Origin of the sequence: Holdemanella hominis (assembly GCF_014306155.1) — a bacterium.
Lineage (GTDB): Bacteria > Bacillota_I > Bacilli_A > Erysipelotrichales > Erysipelotrichaceae > Holdemanella > Holdemanella hominis.
Window position 1 is genome coordinate 1 of record NZ_JACRWH010000048.1, and the last position, 16,591, is coordinate 16,591.

A 16,591-nucleotide genomic window follows, 5' to 3' on the forward strand; every position below is an offset into this window, starting at 1 on the left:
AGATTAACAACATCTTAAGTGGCATTCGAAATAAAGATATATGTCCAGAAGTCAATTTATATAAGACGTTGTATGAGTGTTGATTTTAGCTTTATATCCTAATTTATTAAATGTGTCTTCTAAACAAAAAAAGATGGACTAGTCATTTGTCCATCTTCCAAAGATTCCGCATGGTAATACACTATCATTTGTCGTTACAGGAAGTAGGTTTTCACCACATTCAATGTGTCCGCCTTTTTCTTTCTGAATGGATCTTGATAAAGCTTCATTGAGTGTTGAACAACTAAATCCAGTTGTATAACAGTTCACAATAAAGAATAGGGCATCATCACTTAAAATTTTCATACATTCTTGAATCAATGGGAATAATTCTTCTTCCAATTTCCAAAGTTCACCATTAGGACCTCTACCATAACTAGGTGGATCCATGACGATACCATCATATTTTCTTCCTCTTCTTTGTTCTCTTTTAACAAATTTAATACAATCATCCACAATAAAGCGAATTGTATGATCTTGTAAATTCGAAAGTTGCATGTTTTCTTTTGCCCATTGAATCATACCTTTTGAAGCATCAACATGCACAACTTCTTTCGCTCCAGCTTTTGAACAGGCCATGGTAGCCCCGCCTGTATAGGCAAATAGGTTTAAGATTCTTAAATCATCGCGTTTTGATTCTTTAATCTTATTGGCCATAAAATCCCAGTTGCTAGCTTGTTCTGGGAATAGTCCCGTGTGTTTAAATCCGGTTGGACTGATTTTAAAGCGTAAACCTTTATATCCAATAGTCCAGAATTCTTTAACGGGCTTTTTCATTTCCCAATGACCACCACCCGATTTAGAACGGTGATATATAGCATCGGCTTTATTCCATGCACGCTCATCTTCAATTGGCCAGATTGCCACAGGATCTGGTCTTCTAAGAATCGTTTGATTCCATCTTTCTAATTTTTCTTTATTTCCAGTATCAATAACTTCATAGTCTTGCCATTCTTTAGCAATTTGATTCATACTTAGTTCTCCTTTAACTTCTTGATTATACCATACATTTGTCAACTATGATATAATAGAGTGTGACTCTAGAAGGAGGTTTTAACATGTTTGTTCAAATGATTTGTAAAGATCGAAATGAAAAAGAAATGAATGAATTGTATGAAGTTTTAGGCCTTATCGCAAGACGAGAAGAAGTGCAAATTGAAGATCGTTATGATCATGTTGATATCTTGGTTTGTCCACAAGGAAAGATTGTTGTGACAGAAGAAGATGGTGATATGGTTTTACGTGCCAATACCCGTCATGCAGGCCCAGGATTTCATGCATTTGTGGTAGATATATTTAAAGATATTCAGGAAGAAGTTCCTGGAGAATATGAACTAATGGATGATATGGAATTTGATAAGGATGAAGATTTTGATCGATTAAGTTCTATGTATGAGGATGAAATGGATTATATTCGTGGTGTTCTTTTAGAAAATGAAGTGATGCGTCAACAGAATTATATGTATGAAGAAACTTACTTCTTGCCGCTTCAAAAGGAAGATCGTATCTTAACAAGTCAGGGAGATTTGGATTTAAAAGAATTTAAACATATGAATACTCGCGACTTAATGGATTCTTTCTATGTTTGGAACGATTGGGAAAGAGATGCCAAATTCTATAAGAATTGTGCATTGACTTTACTTGCCAAAGAAGGTGTTGGTAAATACACTTTAATGAATGAAAATACTATTAAGCATGCCAATGATATTTGTGAATATATCGAGGCTGCTTATGAAAAAGATCATACAATTGATTTGCCTTTAGATGTATATGCAGATTTGTGTGAACAATTGGGTAGAGATAATAAATTGTCTGATGCCAAAAATATGGAGCAGGAAGCCATTCAATATCGCATTAAAGAAGTGTATCACTTATTTGAAGATGCAAGAGTTGTTGCCAGTGGTGCCGCAGAAAGAAGCTATGATCCAGTAAATCAAGCGTTGTGTTTAATGTCACCATATACAGATGAAGCACAATGGGATTGGTTGATTCAGGCCAGTAAACAACCGGGTATTGTCACAAACTTAGATCATATTATGGAACAAGATCCGGTTCAATATGATAAGAAGACAATTTGGATGGATTCATGGCAAGAAGATGGTATCTATGTATTAGAAGCTGTGCTTCGTTATAAAGAAAAATTCTTATATTTCCACGATGTATGTGCCAAGGAAAAGGATTTAGCTTTCTTAGAACAATGTATTAAGGAATCTGGTTTTACGAAAACGCAACAAGACTAGATAAAGTGTTAGAAAAGACAACAAAAGTACATGGCTATTCATTTGTTGATACGATGTTGATGAATTATAGATTCATGCCTGCTGTTTTAACGCCAAAACATAAGAAGATAGAAATTGTCAAAGCTATTGTGAAGAGTTTTACCAATAAATAAAGTAAATACGAAGGTATTCGTTTTCTGAGGTTTTGAGTGCTCATATTTCTGAGCACTTTTTTTGGGTTTATGGTAAAATTGATACGGTGATTAAAAATTATGAGTAACTCAATATTAGATACATTAAATGAAAATCAAAGAACGGCAGCAACGACAATTAACGAACATGTTCGTATTATTGCGGGGGCTGGTAGTGGGAAAACGCGTGTCTTAATGGCACGTATTGTTTATTTGGTCCAAGATTGTGGTATTTTACCAAATCGTATCTTGGCTATCACATTTACGAATAAAGCGGCAAATGAAATGAAAACGCGACTAACAGCACAACTAGGCAGTATGGCAAGCGTAGTCCGTATTTCAACCATTCACTCTTTGTGTGTAAGAATGCTTAGAGAAGATGCGGATTTGATTGGGTATCCAAAAACATTCGCAATTATGGATCCAGAAGATCAAAAGGCCATTTTAAAACCAATTTATAAAACATTAGAAGTGGATAAAACAACCATTTCTTATAACCGTGCACTCGGTGCTATTAGTGCTTATAAGACAAACTATATTGATCCACAAATGGCAGGTAATATGGCAATGGATGATGTCAGTATTACTTTAGCTAAAATTTATGCCGGTTATGAAAAACGTCGTAATGAAATGAAGGCTATGGACTTCGATGATTTGTTGCTAGAGGGACACCGCTTATTAAATAGCGTATCTTCTGTTCGTGAGAAGTGGCAAAACCGTTTAGATTATATCCACGTAGACGAGTTCCAGGACGTTGACCCTATCCAGTATGGAATCATCAAGCTATTAACAGGTAAAAATACACACTTATGTGTTGTAGGAGATCCAGACCAAACTATTTATACTTGGCGTGGAGCCAGTGTTGACATTATTTTAAAGTTTAATAAAGACTTTGAACCATGTAAAACTGTAATTTTGAATGAGAACTATCGTTCAACACAGCCAATTCTAGATGCTTCCAATGCAGTTATTAAATACAATAAGGAACGTATTGATAAAGATTTATACACAAAACTTCCTGGTGATGAAAAAATCACAATGTTTGAAGGCAAAGAAGATAGTGAAGAACCAATCTTTGTTGCTCGTCAAATAAATGAAAAACACAAAAAAGGTTTAGAATACAAAGATATGGCGATTCTTTATCGTTCGAACTATTCTTCACGTGCTTTTGAACGTATCTTTAAATCGGTCGGCATTCCATACGTAATCTATGGGGGTGTTCGTTTCTATGAAAGACAAGAAATCAAAGATGCCCTATGCTATTTAAGATTATGTACAAACCGTAACGAAGAAGATCCAGACCAAATGGCATTAGATTTAGCTGTACTACGTGTGATCAATGTACCACGCCGTGGGATTGGTGCACGTACAATTGAAAATCTTCAAAAACAAGCCGCTCAAAGACACATGAATCTATATGATGTCATGAAAGATCCAATTGGATTAAGTACGGCGGTTACGAAGAAATGTGAAATGTTTGTAGATTTAATTGAAGATCTACGTGAAAATAGGGAGCATTATGCGTTAGAAGATTTCTTGGATTATGTATTAGATACAACAGGCTATATTTCGATGTTGAAAGAAGATCGAGAAAGTGGTCAGGACCGTATTGATAACTTAAAGGAATTAAAAGAAGACATTGCCCAAAGTATGATTGAAGATCCAGAAATGACTTTAGAATCTTATTTACAAGATATTGCCTTGTTTACGGATAAAACACAGGAAACAAGTGAAAATACAGTAAGCTTAATGACGGTGCATGCCGCAAAAGGGCTAGAATTTGACACAGTATTCTTAGTTAACTTTAACGATGGTGTATTCCCAAGCTCTAGAGCATGTGATGAAGGTGGTATGAAGGCATTAGAAGAAGAAAGAAGACTTCTATATGTTGCGATGACACGTGCTAAAAAAACACTATATATTTCATGGAATACAGGCTTTAGTTATATGCAGGATGCGTTTAAAACACCAAGTCGTTTTAGAGCTGAAATCCCAATGGAATATATTGAACAAGAAGAAAAAGAAGAAGCACCAAAACAACCAAAGGTTGTTGTGTCTCAATCCTTAACAGGAAGACCATCTAAGCTGGGTGCGAATAAAAAGAAAGTACGTTTACGTAAAGGGGATGCCGTTGAACATGCGATTTATGGTCAGGGTGTTGTACTTGAAATTCGTGGAGATGTCGCAACCATTGCCTTTGGTCACACAATTGGTGTGAAAAAATTAAATGCAGCACATCCTTCTTTAAAGAAAGCCTAGGTGAGTATGATGGATGAAAAGGCAAGAGTTTTAGAATTACGTAAAGAATTAGAAAAGTATTCTATCGAATATTATGTATATGATAATCCAAGCGTGACCGATCAAGAATACGATCGTTTAATGCAGGAATTAATGGTACTAGAAGAAAAGCATCCAGAAATGTATGATGCGAATAGTCCTAGTCAAAGAATCATTGGCTCTGTACTTGATGGCTTTGAAAAAGTGACACATGATACGCAGATGCTTTCTTTGGGAAATGTCTTTAATAAAGAAGAAATTGAAGAATTTGTTCAAAGAATCTCAGAAAGTATTTCGAATCCAGAATTTGTCGTAGAATGCAAATACGACGGACTTGCGATGGCATTATTATATGATGATGGTAACTTTACTCGAGCTGTGACCAGGGGTGATGGAATAGTTGGAGAAGATGTTTCAAACAATGTTAAAACCATCCTTTCCATTCCTATGCACATTCCTGAAACGCGACATGTTGAGGTTCGTGGTGAAGTGTATATGCCTAAGGCAAGCTTTGAACTATTAAATAAAAGACAAGAAGAAAAAGGGTTAGCCCCTTTTGCGAATCCAAGAAATGCAGCTGCAGGAAGCATTCGCCAATTGGATTCCAGTGTGTGTGCAAGTCGTAAATTAGATGCCTATTGGTATTACTTCCAGAATGCGTCTGATTTTGCGGTACAAACACAAGAAGAAGCTTTGGAAGCCATGTCTAAGATGCATTTTAGAACAAATCCATTGCGTAAAGTTTGCACGACCGTCGATGAAATTTGGGAATTTATCCAGGAAATTCAAGAAAAACGTGAGAATCTACCTTATGAAATCGATGGTATGGTCATTAAATTAAATAATTTAGCCGCTCAAAGAAGACTGGGAAGCACCGCGAAAGTACCGCGTTATGCGACTGCCTATAAATTTCCAGCCCAAGAAGTTTTAACGCGATTAAAAGATATAGTGATTACAGTAGGACGTACCGGAAAAATTACGCCTAACGCTGTGTTAGAACCAGTTCGTGTTGCCGGAACCACGGTGAGTGCGGCTCAGTTACATAATGAAGATATGATTGCCAATAAAGATCTTCGTATTGGTGATATTGTTGTTGTTCGAAAGGCTGGAGAAATTATTCCGGAAGTGGTAACAAGTGTTCCAAAAAGAAGAGATGGAACACAAGTGCCATATCATTTCCCGACAACATGTCCAATCTGTGGTTCCCATTTAGTACGACTACCTGATGAAGCGGCACATTATTGTATCAACCAAGATTGTCCTGCTCGTGTTGTCGAAAGTATGATTCATTTTGCTTCAAGAGATGCGATGAATATTGATACTTTGGGTGATAAGAAAATTGAGCAATTGCACGAATGGGGTTATTTAAATTCGATTGAAGATATTTATTTTTTAGATCGTTACTATGATGAATTGATCGAAAAACCAGGCTATCAAACCAAGTCGGTGGATAAGCTTCTTGAATCGATTGAAAATAGTAAAAAACAACCATTGGGTGTCATCTTATATGGACTTGGAATTCGTCAGGTTGGTAAAAAAGCCGCAATGATTTTAGCTGAACAATTTGGTGACATCGCTACTTTAATGCATGCAAGTATGGATGATTTAGTTACGATTCATGATATTGGGTTAATTACAGCCCAAAGTGTTGTAGCTTTCTTTAAGGAGGAAAAGAATGTTCATTTAATTGAAGTGTTAAAACAAGCTGGATGTAATTTTACACAAGAAAAGAAAAAAGTTGTACAAAGTCGTTTCACAAATAAAACATGTGTATTAACAGGAACTCTAGAACATTATACGCGTAATGAGGCAAAGGCCATTTTAGAATCCTTAGGTGCCAATGTGTCGGGTTCTGTATCTAAAAAGACAGATTATGTTATTTATGGTACGGCAGCTGGATCAAAACTTACAAAAGCACAAAGTCTAGGCGTTATGACAATGAGTGAAGAAGAGTTTGTGCAGGAGGTAGAAAATGCGAAAGAGTAAATTATTGATTGGTTTATTGGCATTGAGTTTATGCGCTTGTTCTACCGGAAATAAAAATCAGGCAAACGCATTGGATGAAGATTCGTATCAAGCTATTTTACCTTATGAATCCAGTGATACTAGAAGTAAACATGTTGGTTTGATTCAAGATACGGATTTGCGTGTAGAAATGGAAAGTGGATTGATGGATCTATCGAAAAAGTATTTTTCACCAACTACAGTTGGCTATAAGACACATCAATTCTTAGATTATGATGAATTGGATGCGACAGACGGTTCTAGAGGATTATTAGGAACGGTTCGTGATGGAAATCCAAATGGTCTAAACCCAAGCGCTGACGAAGAATTTGATACGGGAAATGGAATTGTGACAAATGCGACAATTTTAGTTGATTTGTATGAATTAGATTGGTACACAAACGATAATCTAAAAGGAATTTCATTAGGCCTTGTTGTAAATGGAGAATTAAGCGCATCCGATGGATCAAGTGTAGAAATTACGGATGAAAAGATGCAAAACTATTTGGAGGTTACTTTTTCTAAATTAGCTTCCTATATGCATGAGCGTTTTAATGAAATCAATAAGAATATTCCAATCTTTATAGCGGCTTATCGCTTGGATGATTCAAATACTGCTGGTAAAGGTGGCTATATCTATGAAGGATATTATAAGGGGGGACAAGGAAGTTTTACTTCTTTAAGTCAAGAATGGACACTGGTTCCAAGTTCACGCTTTACAGAATTGGATTCATCAGCAGCAACGGAGTTTACATCATTCAAAGAAGAGATTTCAAGAGTTCTTCCAGATAACACGTATATTACGGGTGAGGCTAAGTTTGAATCTAAAAAATTAAAGAAATTAAATTTGACAATTACAGCACACGGAAAGACGGCCGGAGAAATCTTGGCCGTGATTGAGGATGTAAAAGATCAGATGGATACATTTAGTTCAAAAAAATGTGACTATTTGATTACCATTCTAAATGATGATACAGTGTATGCATTGATAGAGAGAGCATCTGGTTCAAGTGAATGTAATGTGATCAGTAAGATATAGGAGGAGAATATGGAAAAGTTCAGTACAGAATATTTTCACAAATTGGCAAACGATTTGAAGTTTGATTTGAGTGATGAAGAAATCGAAGAATTGAAAAAAGATTTCGTTGCCGTCGAAGAACAAGTATCCCTTTTTGAAAAAGTGGACACAGAAGGCGTAGAACCTATGGTCTATCCTTTTGAAGCACCTACAACATTCTTAAGAGAAGACGTTGTAAGTGATGTATTAACGCAAGAAGAAGCGTTGAAGAATGTAAAAGATGCGCGTATGGGACATGTTCATGTTCCAAAGGTGGTGAAGTAAGATGGAAATTTCAAATTGTGTAAATAAAAACGTGGCTATTGAAAAAATTAATGCGGTTCAACCAAAATTAAATGCTGTAGTAACTATGGTGGATGAAGCTGATAACACAAAGGAAGGAAAACTTTCAGGTGTTCCAGTCGCATTGAAAGATAACATCTCTACTTGTGGTATTCGTACAACTGCAAGTAGTCGTATTTTAGATAACTATGTTCCTGTTTATGATGCGACAATCGTAAAAAAATTAAGAGAGGCAGGAGCTGACTTTGTATGTAAGGCAAGTATGGATGAACTTGGTATGGGTGGAACCAACAAGAATGCCTACACAGGTGCTGTACACAATCCTTATGATCTAGACCGCATTCCAGGTGGGTCAAGCGGTGGATGTGCTGCTTTAGTTGCTGCAGGATGTGTACCTTTGGCTATTGGTACAGATACAGGGGATAGCGTTCGAAAACCTGCTGCATATTGTGGTGTTGTTGGTGTTAAACCAACATATGGACGTATTTCACGCTATGGCATCATTCCTTATGCAAGTTCATTAGATCATGTTGGATATTTTACAACAAACGTAAAAGATGCTGCATTAGCTCTAGAAGTACTTGCCGGTCGTGATGATCATGATATGACTTCAAGTTATGAAGAGGTTAAAGAATATTCAAAATTATTGAATGGTGATCTAACAAACAAAACAATTGGTGTATTTAAAACTGTAATCGATGAAGTGGAAAATGAAGAATTAAAGGCTCAATTTAACGCTTTAGTTTCTAAATTAGAGGAAAAAGGAGCTAAGATTGTTGAAGTGGAAATGCCAAAAGAATATATGGAATTGATTGCTCCTGTCTATAAGACAATTGCGAATGCAGAAGCAACAGCTAACCATTCAAATCTGGATGGTATTCGTTTTGGAATGCGTGAAGAAGGTCAAGATTTAGAAGAAGTCATGACAAATACTCGTACAAAAGGTTTCTCAAGCTATGTTCGGGCCCGTTTCGTGATTGGTTCATATTCTTTGTTTGAAGAAAATCAAGATCGTTTATTTAGAAAAGCCCAAAAGATTCGTCGCTTGATCGTTCAAGCTTACGCGAAGATGTTTGAAGAATGTGATGCTGTATTAAGTGTTGCAGCACCAACGATTGCACCATTGATTAATGAAAGTACAAATGTTCGTTTTGGCGTATCTAGTTTTGCCGAAGAACACATGCAGTTGCAAAATTTCTCTGGTTATCCAAGTATTACACTTCCACTAGGAAAAGTAGATTCTATGCCTGTGGCTGTGAATTTAACTTGCAAGCCTTTTGAAGAACAAAAAATGTTTGATGTATCCAGTGCGATTGAAGAATGCACAGGTTTAAAAGGACAATGTTTGGAGGGATAGTAATGAATTATTTTGTGACGATTGGTATTGAAATTCACTGTGAATTAAAGACAAATACAAAAATGTTCTCTGGTGCTCCTGTGCGCTTTGGAGAAATCGCAAATACATGTACAAGTGTTGTGGATTTAGGACATCCTGGATGCTTACCATGTGTAAATAAAGAGGCTGTAGCCTTAGCTATCAAGGCATGTACAGCTATGCATTGTGAACTTGAAACATTGGTTCGTTTTGATCGTAAAAACTATTACTATTCAGATTTACCAAAAGGATTCCAGATTACGCAACAGTTCCATCCTATTGGAACAAATGGATATGTAGAAATTGATGTAGATGGAGAAAAGAAACAAATTCGCATCGAACGTATTCATATGGAAGAGGATACCGCAAAACAGTTCCATAAAGATACAGGTACATATATTGACTTTAACCGTGCTGGAACACCATTGATTGAAATCGTATCAAAACCAGATATGCATAGTGCTAAAGAAGCAGCAGCTTATGTGGAAACACTTCGTAAAAATCTTTTATATCTAAATGTCAGTGATGTTAAGATGGAAGAAGGAAGTATGCGTTGTGATGTAAATATTTCTTTGAGTAAAGATAAAGATACTTTGGGAACAAAGACAGAAATCAAAAACTTGAACTCCATTGCGAATGTTCAAAAAGCGGTTCAAGCAGAAATAGAACGTCAATCTGCATTATTGGATGCTGGTGAAAAAGTAGAACAGGCGACTCGTCGTTATGATGAAGCACAAAAGACTACAATTCTAATGCGTAAAAAAGAAGGAAATGTTGACTATAAATATTTTCCAGAGCCAAATATTTTCCCAATTCAATTAGATCTTGACTGGGTTAAATCGATTCAGGATAATCTAGAAGAGCTTCCTGATGCTCGTTTAGCTCGTTTCATGAAGGATTATGAATTGAGTGAATATGATGCAGGTGTATTGGTTTCTGATCGTGAAATGGCTGATTTCTTTGAAGAAGTATTAAAATCAACAAAATTTGCGAAAAAAGCATGTAACTGGATCATTGGAGATGTTTCAGCTTACTTAAACAAAAATAACTTAAGTTTTGCGAAAGTACCTTGTTCAAGTGAAAACTTAGCTAGCTTGATCAATGTGATCGAGGCTGGAGAAATCAGTGGAAAACAAGGTAAAGTTGTATTTGAAGAGGTTATGCAAGGAAAAGATCCTAAGAAGGTTATCGAAGAAAAGGGTATGAAACAAGTAAGTGATGATGGTGCTATTTTAGCTATCGTTAACAGTGTTTTAGATGCCAACCCTCAATCGATTGAAGACTTCAAAAATGGTAAAGATCGTGCTGTTGGATTCTTAGTAGGCCAGGTCATGAAGGCGAGTCGTGGTCAGGCAAATCCTAAGCGTACAAATGAGTTGATTCAAGAAGAATTAAAGAAAAGATAGAAGTCTGATTCATTCAGACTTTTAATGTTTTCAGGTACTGTGTTATAATAAATACGTTGTTAGGAGGTTTTTTAATGGCCAAGATGAAGCGTAGAAGACATACATCCAATAAACCTACAGGTCAAGGACACAAGCTTGTATGGTTTACTGTTATTATAATTATGATTCCTGTTGTGATTGTAGGATATGTTTTGTTGACAAGTTTAGGTGGACAAAATCGACCTGTGGAAGGTAGTCGTTTTTCAAAAACGGATTTAGATCCTGCCATTACAAAAGACAATATCTCATCTCTTGAGAGTGCTCTAGGAAACATTGATAATGTAGAAAAGGTAAGTGTGAATTTATTAAGTGCAACACTACGTGTACATATTGATCTAGTAGATAGTGCAACGGATGATGTGGCGAGTGCAGCACTTGATAGTGCATATAATATTGTGAATGAACAATTGCCAATTGATACATATTTTACAAATAAAGATAGTTCAAAGATGTATGATCTAGAAATTGATTCTTATAATTATTTGATTGATGATACACATACGGCAGATGGCTGGACATATTTAAAATTGTCGAAGACCGGAGCTAGTGATGGTCCTGTTACAGATAATATGACAACGGCTAAAGATCCTGAGCTTTCAAATCAATTAAAAGCAGCAAGTGAACAGATTCAACAAAATATCGCAAATGCGCAAAACGAAGATGATGGACAATAAGCGTCCATCTTTTTTCTTGAAAGGAGCCAAAAAATGAAATTATATATTGATGAGAATAATAAAGTATTCACCATGCATGAGGCAACGAGTGATATGAAGTGTTTTGAAGAGTTTGAAAATAGGAAACCCTATTCTTTTGTTGGAGTAAAAGAACTTGAAAATTGTATTCATCCTATTCATGTCTTATTGAATACGAGTATGATCGATGAAAAGTGGATATATATGAATTTAAAATCATATATATCTAAAAATGACCGTGTTTGTATCCTTCCATTTAGCTTTTTTAATGATACTAAAAATGAGTCTGATTGGAATAAACAGTATGCGCCTGGACAAGGGATATGGTATCGCTCTAATCAAGATGTATTCTACAAGTATGGAATCGGTAAGGAACAAATAGTATGGGTCAATTACTTTAAAGATTCGATGGATGAAATGAAGGAAAAGATTTTAAATAGTTCCATTTTGATGTTGACAGGTGGAGCTCCTGATTTAATGATGAAGCGAATTAAAGAAAAGAAATTAAAGAAGTTAATTAAAAATTATAAGGGAATTATGATTGGATATAGTGCAGGAGCCATGATTCAGCTTGACTCTTATCACATAAGTCCGGATGAGGATTATCCAGGATTTTTGTATCAGACAGGTTTAGGTTGTTTATCTGGTTTTGCGATTGAACCTCATTTTAGAAGTAGTAAAGTGCAGCTGCAAAGTATTGAAAAGGTAAAATCAGAGAAACAAATTCCTGTGTATGGCATCTATGAAAAGGGTGGAATGATCATTGATTCAAGCATTAAATGTTTCGGTAAAATAGAGAAATTTGAGTAAAAAATCATTAAAAGGTACTATATATTTGCACAAATTAATTGAAAATTTGCATAAATTAACAAAGAGTTAGCATTTAATGTTAAATTCACATAGATATGGGATACTATTGGTATGAGCCAAATGTGAAATGGTTAGCTAAAGGAGATAAGTATACATATGAAGTTTTGTAAGTTGATTACAGAGGTCGATTTAGAACTGCTCGAAGAGTTAGTCGATAATGGATATCCTGTGGATCGCATTGAAGAGAACGGGCAGGTTTACTACAAAACACCAGCTATGTTATGCCAAAATTTAAAAGTGAATGATGAAGTGAGAAATTACAGCAACGGTTTGATTTCAATGTCCATTGAAAATGTTCGAAAGAAAAAGGGGTTATATAGAACGGGGAATCTATTGATTGATATGGATTCTAATATTATCCAAAAGGGTAAAGAAAAAATCTTTATTCCTAAGGCAAGTTTTACAATTATTTCAACACTGATGGACGTCCCTCACAAAACTGTATCTAGATCGGCGTTGGTTTTTTACTTGGAACAGGCGTATCATCACGAAATATTGGATAACACTTTAACGGTTCATATCGCTTCAATTCGTCGCCTTTTGGGTGATGAATACATCAAAACCCATAAAACTGTTGGCTATTTTTGGGATTTCGATGTTTTTAAAGTGGGGTAAAGTTGAAAAATGGCTTGAAATAAAGGTATAATGTAAAGGCGTTGGAAGGAGATTTAGATTATGCCACATCTATTTGAGTCTAAAGATAGTTTTAAGGAAAGCTTTAAAGAAGCTGTTTCTGATGCCTATGGACGTGATTTTGAAGAAACATATCCTGAAGAGAGATATATTATCCTGGGCAAAATGATTCGTGATTTTGCTGGAGAGCATTGGAGAGAAACTAAAAATGCGATCAAGAAAACAGAATCAAAGCAGCTTTATTATTTTTCTATGGAATTCTTGATGGGTCGTTTAATGACTAGCAACCTAATGAACCTAAACATCTATGATGTTGTTAAAGATGGTTTAAAAGATTTAGGTATGGACATCAATGACATGGAAAACATTGAAAGTGATGCAGGATTGGGTAATGGTGGTTTAGGAAGACTTGCCGCATGTTTCATGGATTCATTAGCTTCTCTTGATTTGCCAGGACATGGTAACTGTATTCGTTACCGTTATGGTTTGTTCAAACAAAAAATTGAAAACAACCAACAGGTTGAATTGCCAGACTGCTGGTTAAAGAATGGTAATGTTTGGGAAGTATGGAAACCTCAACATGCTGTAAAAGTTAAATTTGGTGGTTACGTAGATGGATACATGGATGGATATGGAAAATTCCATGCTCAACATCATCCGGAATTTGTCGTACGTGCTGTACCTTATGACGAACCAATCGTTGGATATCATACAACAACCACAAATACACTTCGCTTATGGGATGCAGAAGTTGATGAAGATTCTGTAAACTCAGGTGGATTAAATGAATATTTGAATCAAGTAACAGCTATTACAGCAAATGTATATCCTGATGATTCGACAATCGAAGGAAAACGTTTGCGTTTAACACAAGAATATTTCTTTGTATGTGCTGGAATTGATCAAATTATTCGTTCACACTTACGTGTATACCCAAGCTTAGATAATCTAGGTGATAAAGTTGCGATTCAGTTAAATGATACACACCCTGTATTAGTTATTCCTGAATTAATGCGTGTATTACTAGATGATTACTTCTATGACTGGGATGATGCTTGGAATATCGTGACAAAGACTGTTGCGTATACAAATCACACAGTTATGGCAGAAGCACTTGAAAAATGGCCTCAAGACATGGTTCGTTCATTGTTGCCACGTCTATATATGATCATTGAAGAAATCAACCGTCGTTTCAAATATGACGTAGATCACAGAGGATTATGTGGAATCTTCAACAATGTTTCAATCTTAAAAGAAGGACAAGTTCACATGGCTAACTTGGCTGTTGTTGGTTCTCACAGTGTAAATGGTGTTGCGAAACTTCACTCTGAAATCTTAGTAAACGATGTATTCAAAGATTTTGTGACAATTTATCCAGATAAATTCAAAAATAAGACAAATGGTATTACTCACCGTAGATGGTTATTGTTCTCAAACCCTCAATTGACTCAGTTGTTAGAAGAAACAATTGGAGATGAGTTCAAGACAAATCCAGAAAAATTAGAAGATTTAATGGCACACGTTGAAGATGAGGCTTTACAATCTAAATTCATGGATGTGAAACTAGAGCGTAAAAAGATTTTGGCTGCTTATGTAAAAGAAAAATTAGGTATTGATATTGATGTTAATTCAATCTTTGACTGCCAAGCTAAACGTCTTCACGCATACAAACGTCAATTATTAAATATCTTCCACGTTATGTATTTATACTTAAGAATGAAACAGGATCCTTCATTTAGAATTTACCCTCGTACATTCTTCTATTCTGCAAAAGCAGCAGCAAGTTATGATTTAGCGAAGGAAATTATTAAATTGATTAACATGGTTGCCAATGTTGTTAATAATGACCCAGAAATTTCTAAATACATGAAGGTTGTCTTCATTCCTAACTACTCTGTATCCATTGCTGAAATCTTATTGAATGCGGCAGATGTTTCTGAACAGATTTCTACTGCTGGTAAAGAAGCAAGTGGTACAGGAAACATGAAGTACATGATGAATGGTGCAATCACTCTAGGTACACTTGATGGAGCTAACGTAGAAATCGTTGAGCGTGTTGGATACGAAAATGCAGAAATCTTTGGTTTACATGTAGAAGACATCAATGAACTTCGTCATGAAAACTCATACAACGCATGGAACCTATACAATTCAAGCTACAATATTCGTATGGTAATTGATTCACTTAAGAATTGTACATGGTCAAATGATCCAAACGAATTTAAGTTGATCAACAACGACTTAATGATGCGTAACGATGAATTCTTCGTATTAGCTGACTTTGATGCATATGTATATGCTCAAGAAAAAGTACAAGCTCGTTACATGGACAAGAGTCGCTGGGCTAAGACGATGTTAGTAAACATTGCTAAATCAGGATATTTCTCTAGTGATCGTACAATTAGCGAATATGCTAAAGAAATTTGGGATTTAAAACCATTGTCATTTGAAGACTAATTAAAAAACAGATCATATTTACCGATAAAGGGGATATGATCTCAATGTCATTAAGTTAAGAGATGACGAACCATCCGGATACTATTGTCTGGATGGTATTTTTATTTGAAGGCACGACGAAAATTGTAGTATTGCTACTACATTTTAAAAAATATATAATATTAGTTGTTAATCATATCGATAGTTAAAAGATACCGGTGATTTGGCTTTTACTTTCCGTTCATTCTGGCGATTAGGACGGATTGGCAGTATTTCTTTAGCTATCAGTGATTCAATATCAGGTGGATTCTTTCCACCTTTTTCTTTTAGATAGTTACGTATTATATGAAAGGCACGTACATAATTTAATTGATACTCGTATTTTCTGTCTTTTTCTTTAATTTTTATATTGTTACTTACTCTGCTGCAGAAATTATATAGAACCAGCTTTGCATAGATTTCCTGCTCTATAAACATTCTTTTCTTTGAATGCAACGTATTTAAATCCAGGTGATATTTCAATTCACGATAACTCGTTTCAATCTCCCAACGAAGGTGGTACAGTTCTTTGATATCTTGTATATTGAATTCGGATTCATCTAAATTTGTAATAATACTTTCGTAGGTATCATCACTTATTTTAAAACGTACAACACGACATTCAAAATCAAAATATGGGCTTCCGTCAAAAAAATCAAATCTCTGATTCTTAGGGACAAACTTATATATTTCAGGATGAGCTTTTATTTCATTCGTTTGTTTTGTGGTCAAGGTACGACGGACATGCATATCAAATTCTGCATCTGGAAAAGGACCAAAACTACGTAGTATGCTTGTTCTAGAATGAATATCCTTTACCCTGATCAAATACTTATGATTCTTCATACCTACTTTCACAAAAGAATTGATAGATTCATAGCCTCTGTCTGCGATGAAAATAGCTTTAGGACCATCATATCTATCCACTATTTCATTGAATGCACCATTTTCATTCATTACGGCATTTCCTTGAAGAACAATATCATCATAAGTACATTCCAATAGATCGTA

The 16,591-nt window shown here is 35.4% G+C and carries 14 protein-coding genes; 12 read left to right on the forward strand and 2 right to left on the reverse strand.

Annotated features, from left to right (window positions below; all coding sequences use genetic code 11):
- Positions 1-138: 138 nt before the first annotated feature.
- Positions 139-1,011, reverse strand: coding sequence for a class I SAM-dependent methyltransferase (locus H8911_RS09600; protein ID WP_186999493.1), 873 nt, complete (start codon positions 1,009-1,011; stop codon positions 139-141).
- Positions 1,012-1,097: 86 nt separating this feature from the next.
- Here H8911_RS09600 and H8911_RS09605 point away from each other — a divergent pair, with 86 nt between their 5' ends.
- The 12 genes from H8911_RS09605 to H8911_RS09660 all read left to right on the forward strand — a co-directional run bounded on the left by H8911_RS09605 (position 1,098) and on the right by H8911_RS09660 (position 15,562).
- Entirely contained in the window at positions 1,098-2,279 is a 1,182-nt protein-coding gene (locus H8911_RS09605; protein WP_222621008.1) for a hypothetical protein, read from the forward strand.
- Between the two features lie 5 nt (positions 2,280-2,284).
- Positions 2,285-2,431 carry a hypothetical protein gene (locus H8911_RS09610; protein ID WP_186999495.1) on the forward strand — a complete coding sequence of 49 codons (147 nt, stop codon included), beginning with the start codon at positions 2,285-2,287 and terminating at the stop codon, positions 2,429-2,431.
- Between the two features lie 99 nt (positions 2,432-2,530).
- A complete protein-coding gene (locus tag H8911_RS09615; protein ID WP_186999496.1) occupies positions 2,531-4,708 on the forward strand; it encodes an ATP-dependent helicase in 2,178 nt (725 codons plus the stop codon).
- A 9-nt stretch (positions 4,709-4,717) separates the two neighbouring features.
- Positions 4,718-6,712, forward strand: coding sequence for an NAD-dependent DNA ligase LigA (gene ligA, locus H8911_RS09620; protein ID WP_186999503.1), 1,995 nt, complete (start codon positions 4,718-4,720; stop codon positions 6,710-6,712).
- On the forward strand, positions 6,699-7,769 hold the full coding sequence (locus tag H8911_RS09625) for a CamS family sex pheromone protein (protein WP_186999497.1): 1,071 nt from the start codon (positions 6,699-6,701) through the stop codon (positions 7,767-7,769). The genes ligA and H8911_RS09625 overlap by 14 nt, the downstream gene beginning before the upstream one ends.
- A 9-nt stretch (positions 7,770-7,778) precedes the next feature.
- Complete coding sequence (gene gatC, locus H8911_RS09630) at positions 7,779-8,072, forward strand: Asp-tRNA(Asn)/Glu-tRNA(Gln) amidotransferase subunit GatC (RefSeq protein ID WP_117923679.1); 294 nt, start codon at positions 7,779-7,781, stop codon at positions 8,070-8,072.
- A gap of 1 nt (position 8,073) precedes the next feature.
- A complete protein-coding gene (locus H8911_RS09635) occupies positions 8,074-9,447 on the forward strand; it encodes an amidase family protein (RefSeq protein WP_186999498.1) in 1,374 nt (457 codons plus the stop codon).
- Between the two features lie 2 nt (positions 9,448-9,449).
- A complete protein-coding gene (gene gatB, locus H8911_RS09640; RefSeq protein WP_117923675.1) occupies positions 9,450-10,871 on the forward strand; it encodes an Asp-tRNA(Asn)/Glu-tRNA(Gln) amidotransferase subunit GatB in 1,422 nt (473 codons plus the stop codon).
- A 74-nt stretch (positions 10,872-10,945) separates the two neighbouring features.
- Positions 10,946-11,584 (forward strand): hypothetical protein, encoded by a 639-nt coding sequence (locus H8911_RS09645; protein WP_186999499.1) that lies wholly within the window; start codon positions 10,946-10,948, stop codon positions 11,582-11,584.
- 33 nt (positions 11,585-11,617) lie between these two features.
- Entirely contained in the window at positions 11,618-12,412 is a 795-nt protein-coding gene (locus H8911_RS09650) for a Type 1 glutamine amidotransferase-like domain-containing protein (RefSeq protein ID WP_186999500.1), read from the forward strand.
- A 156-nt stretch (positions 12,413-12,568) separates the two neighbouring features.
- Positions 12,569-13,087, forward strand: coding sequence for a winged helix-turn-helix domain-containing protein (locus H8911_RS09655; RefSeq protein WP_117570896.1), 519 nt, complete (start codon positions 12,569-12,571; stop codon positions 13,085-13,087).
- Positions 13,088-13,147: 60 nt separating this feature from the next.
- A complete protein-coding gene (locus H8911_RS09660) occupies positions 13,148-15,562 on the forward strand; it encodes a glycogen/starch/alpha-glucan phosphorylase (protein ID WP_186999501.1) in 2,415 nt (804 codons plus the stop codon).
- A 168-nt stretch (positions 15,563-15,730) separates the two neighbouring features.
- On the opposite strand, the gene H8911_RS09665 is transcribed toward H8911_RS09660, so the two are convergent.
- Positions 15,731-16,591: transposase (locus H8911_RS09665; RefSeq protein ID WP_186999502.1), on the reverse strand; the 861-nt coding region annotated here is incomplete at its 5' end.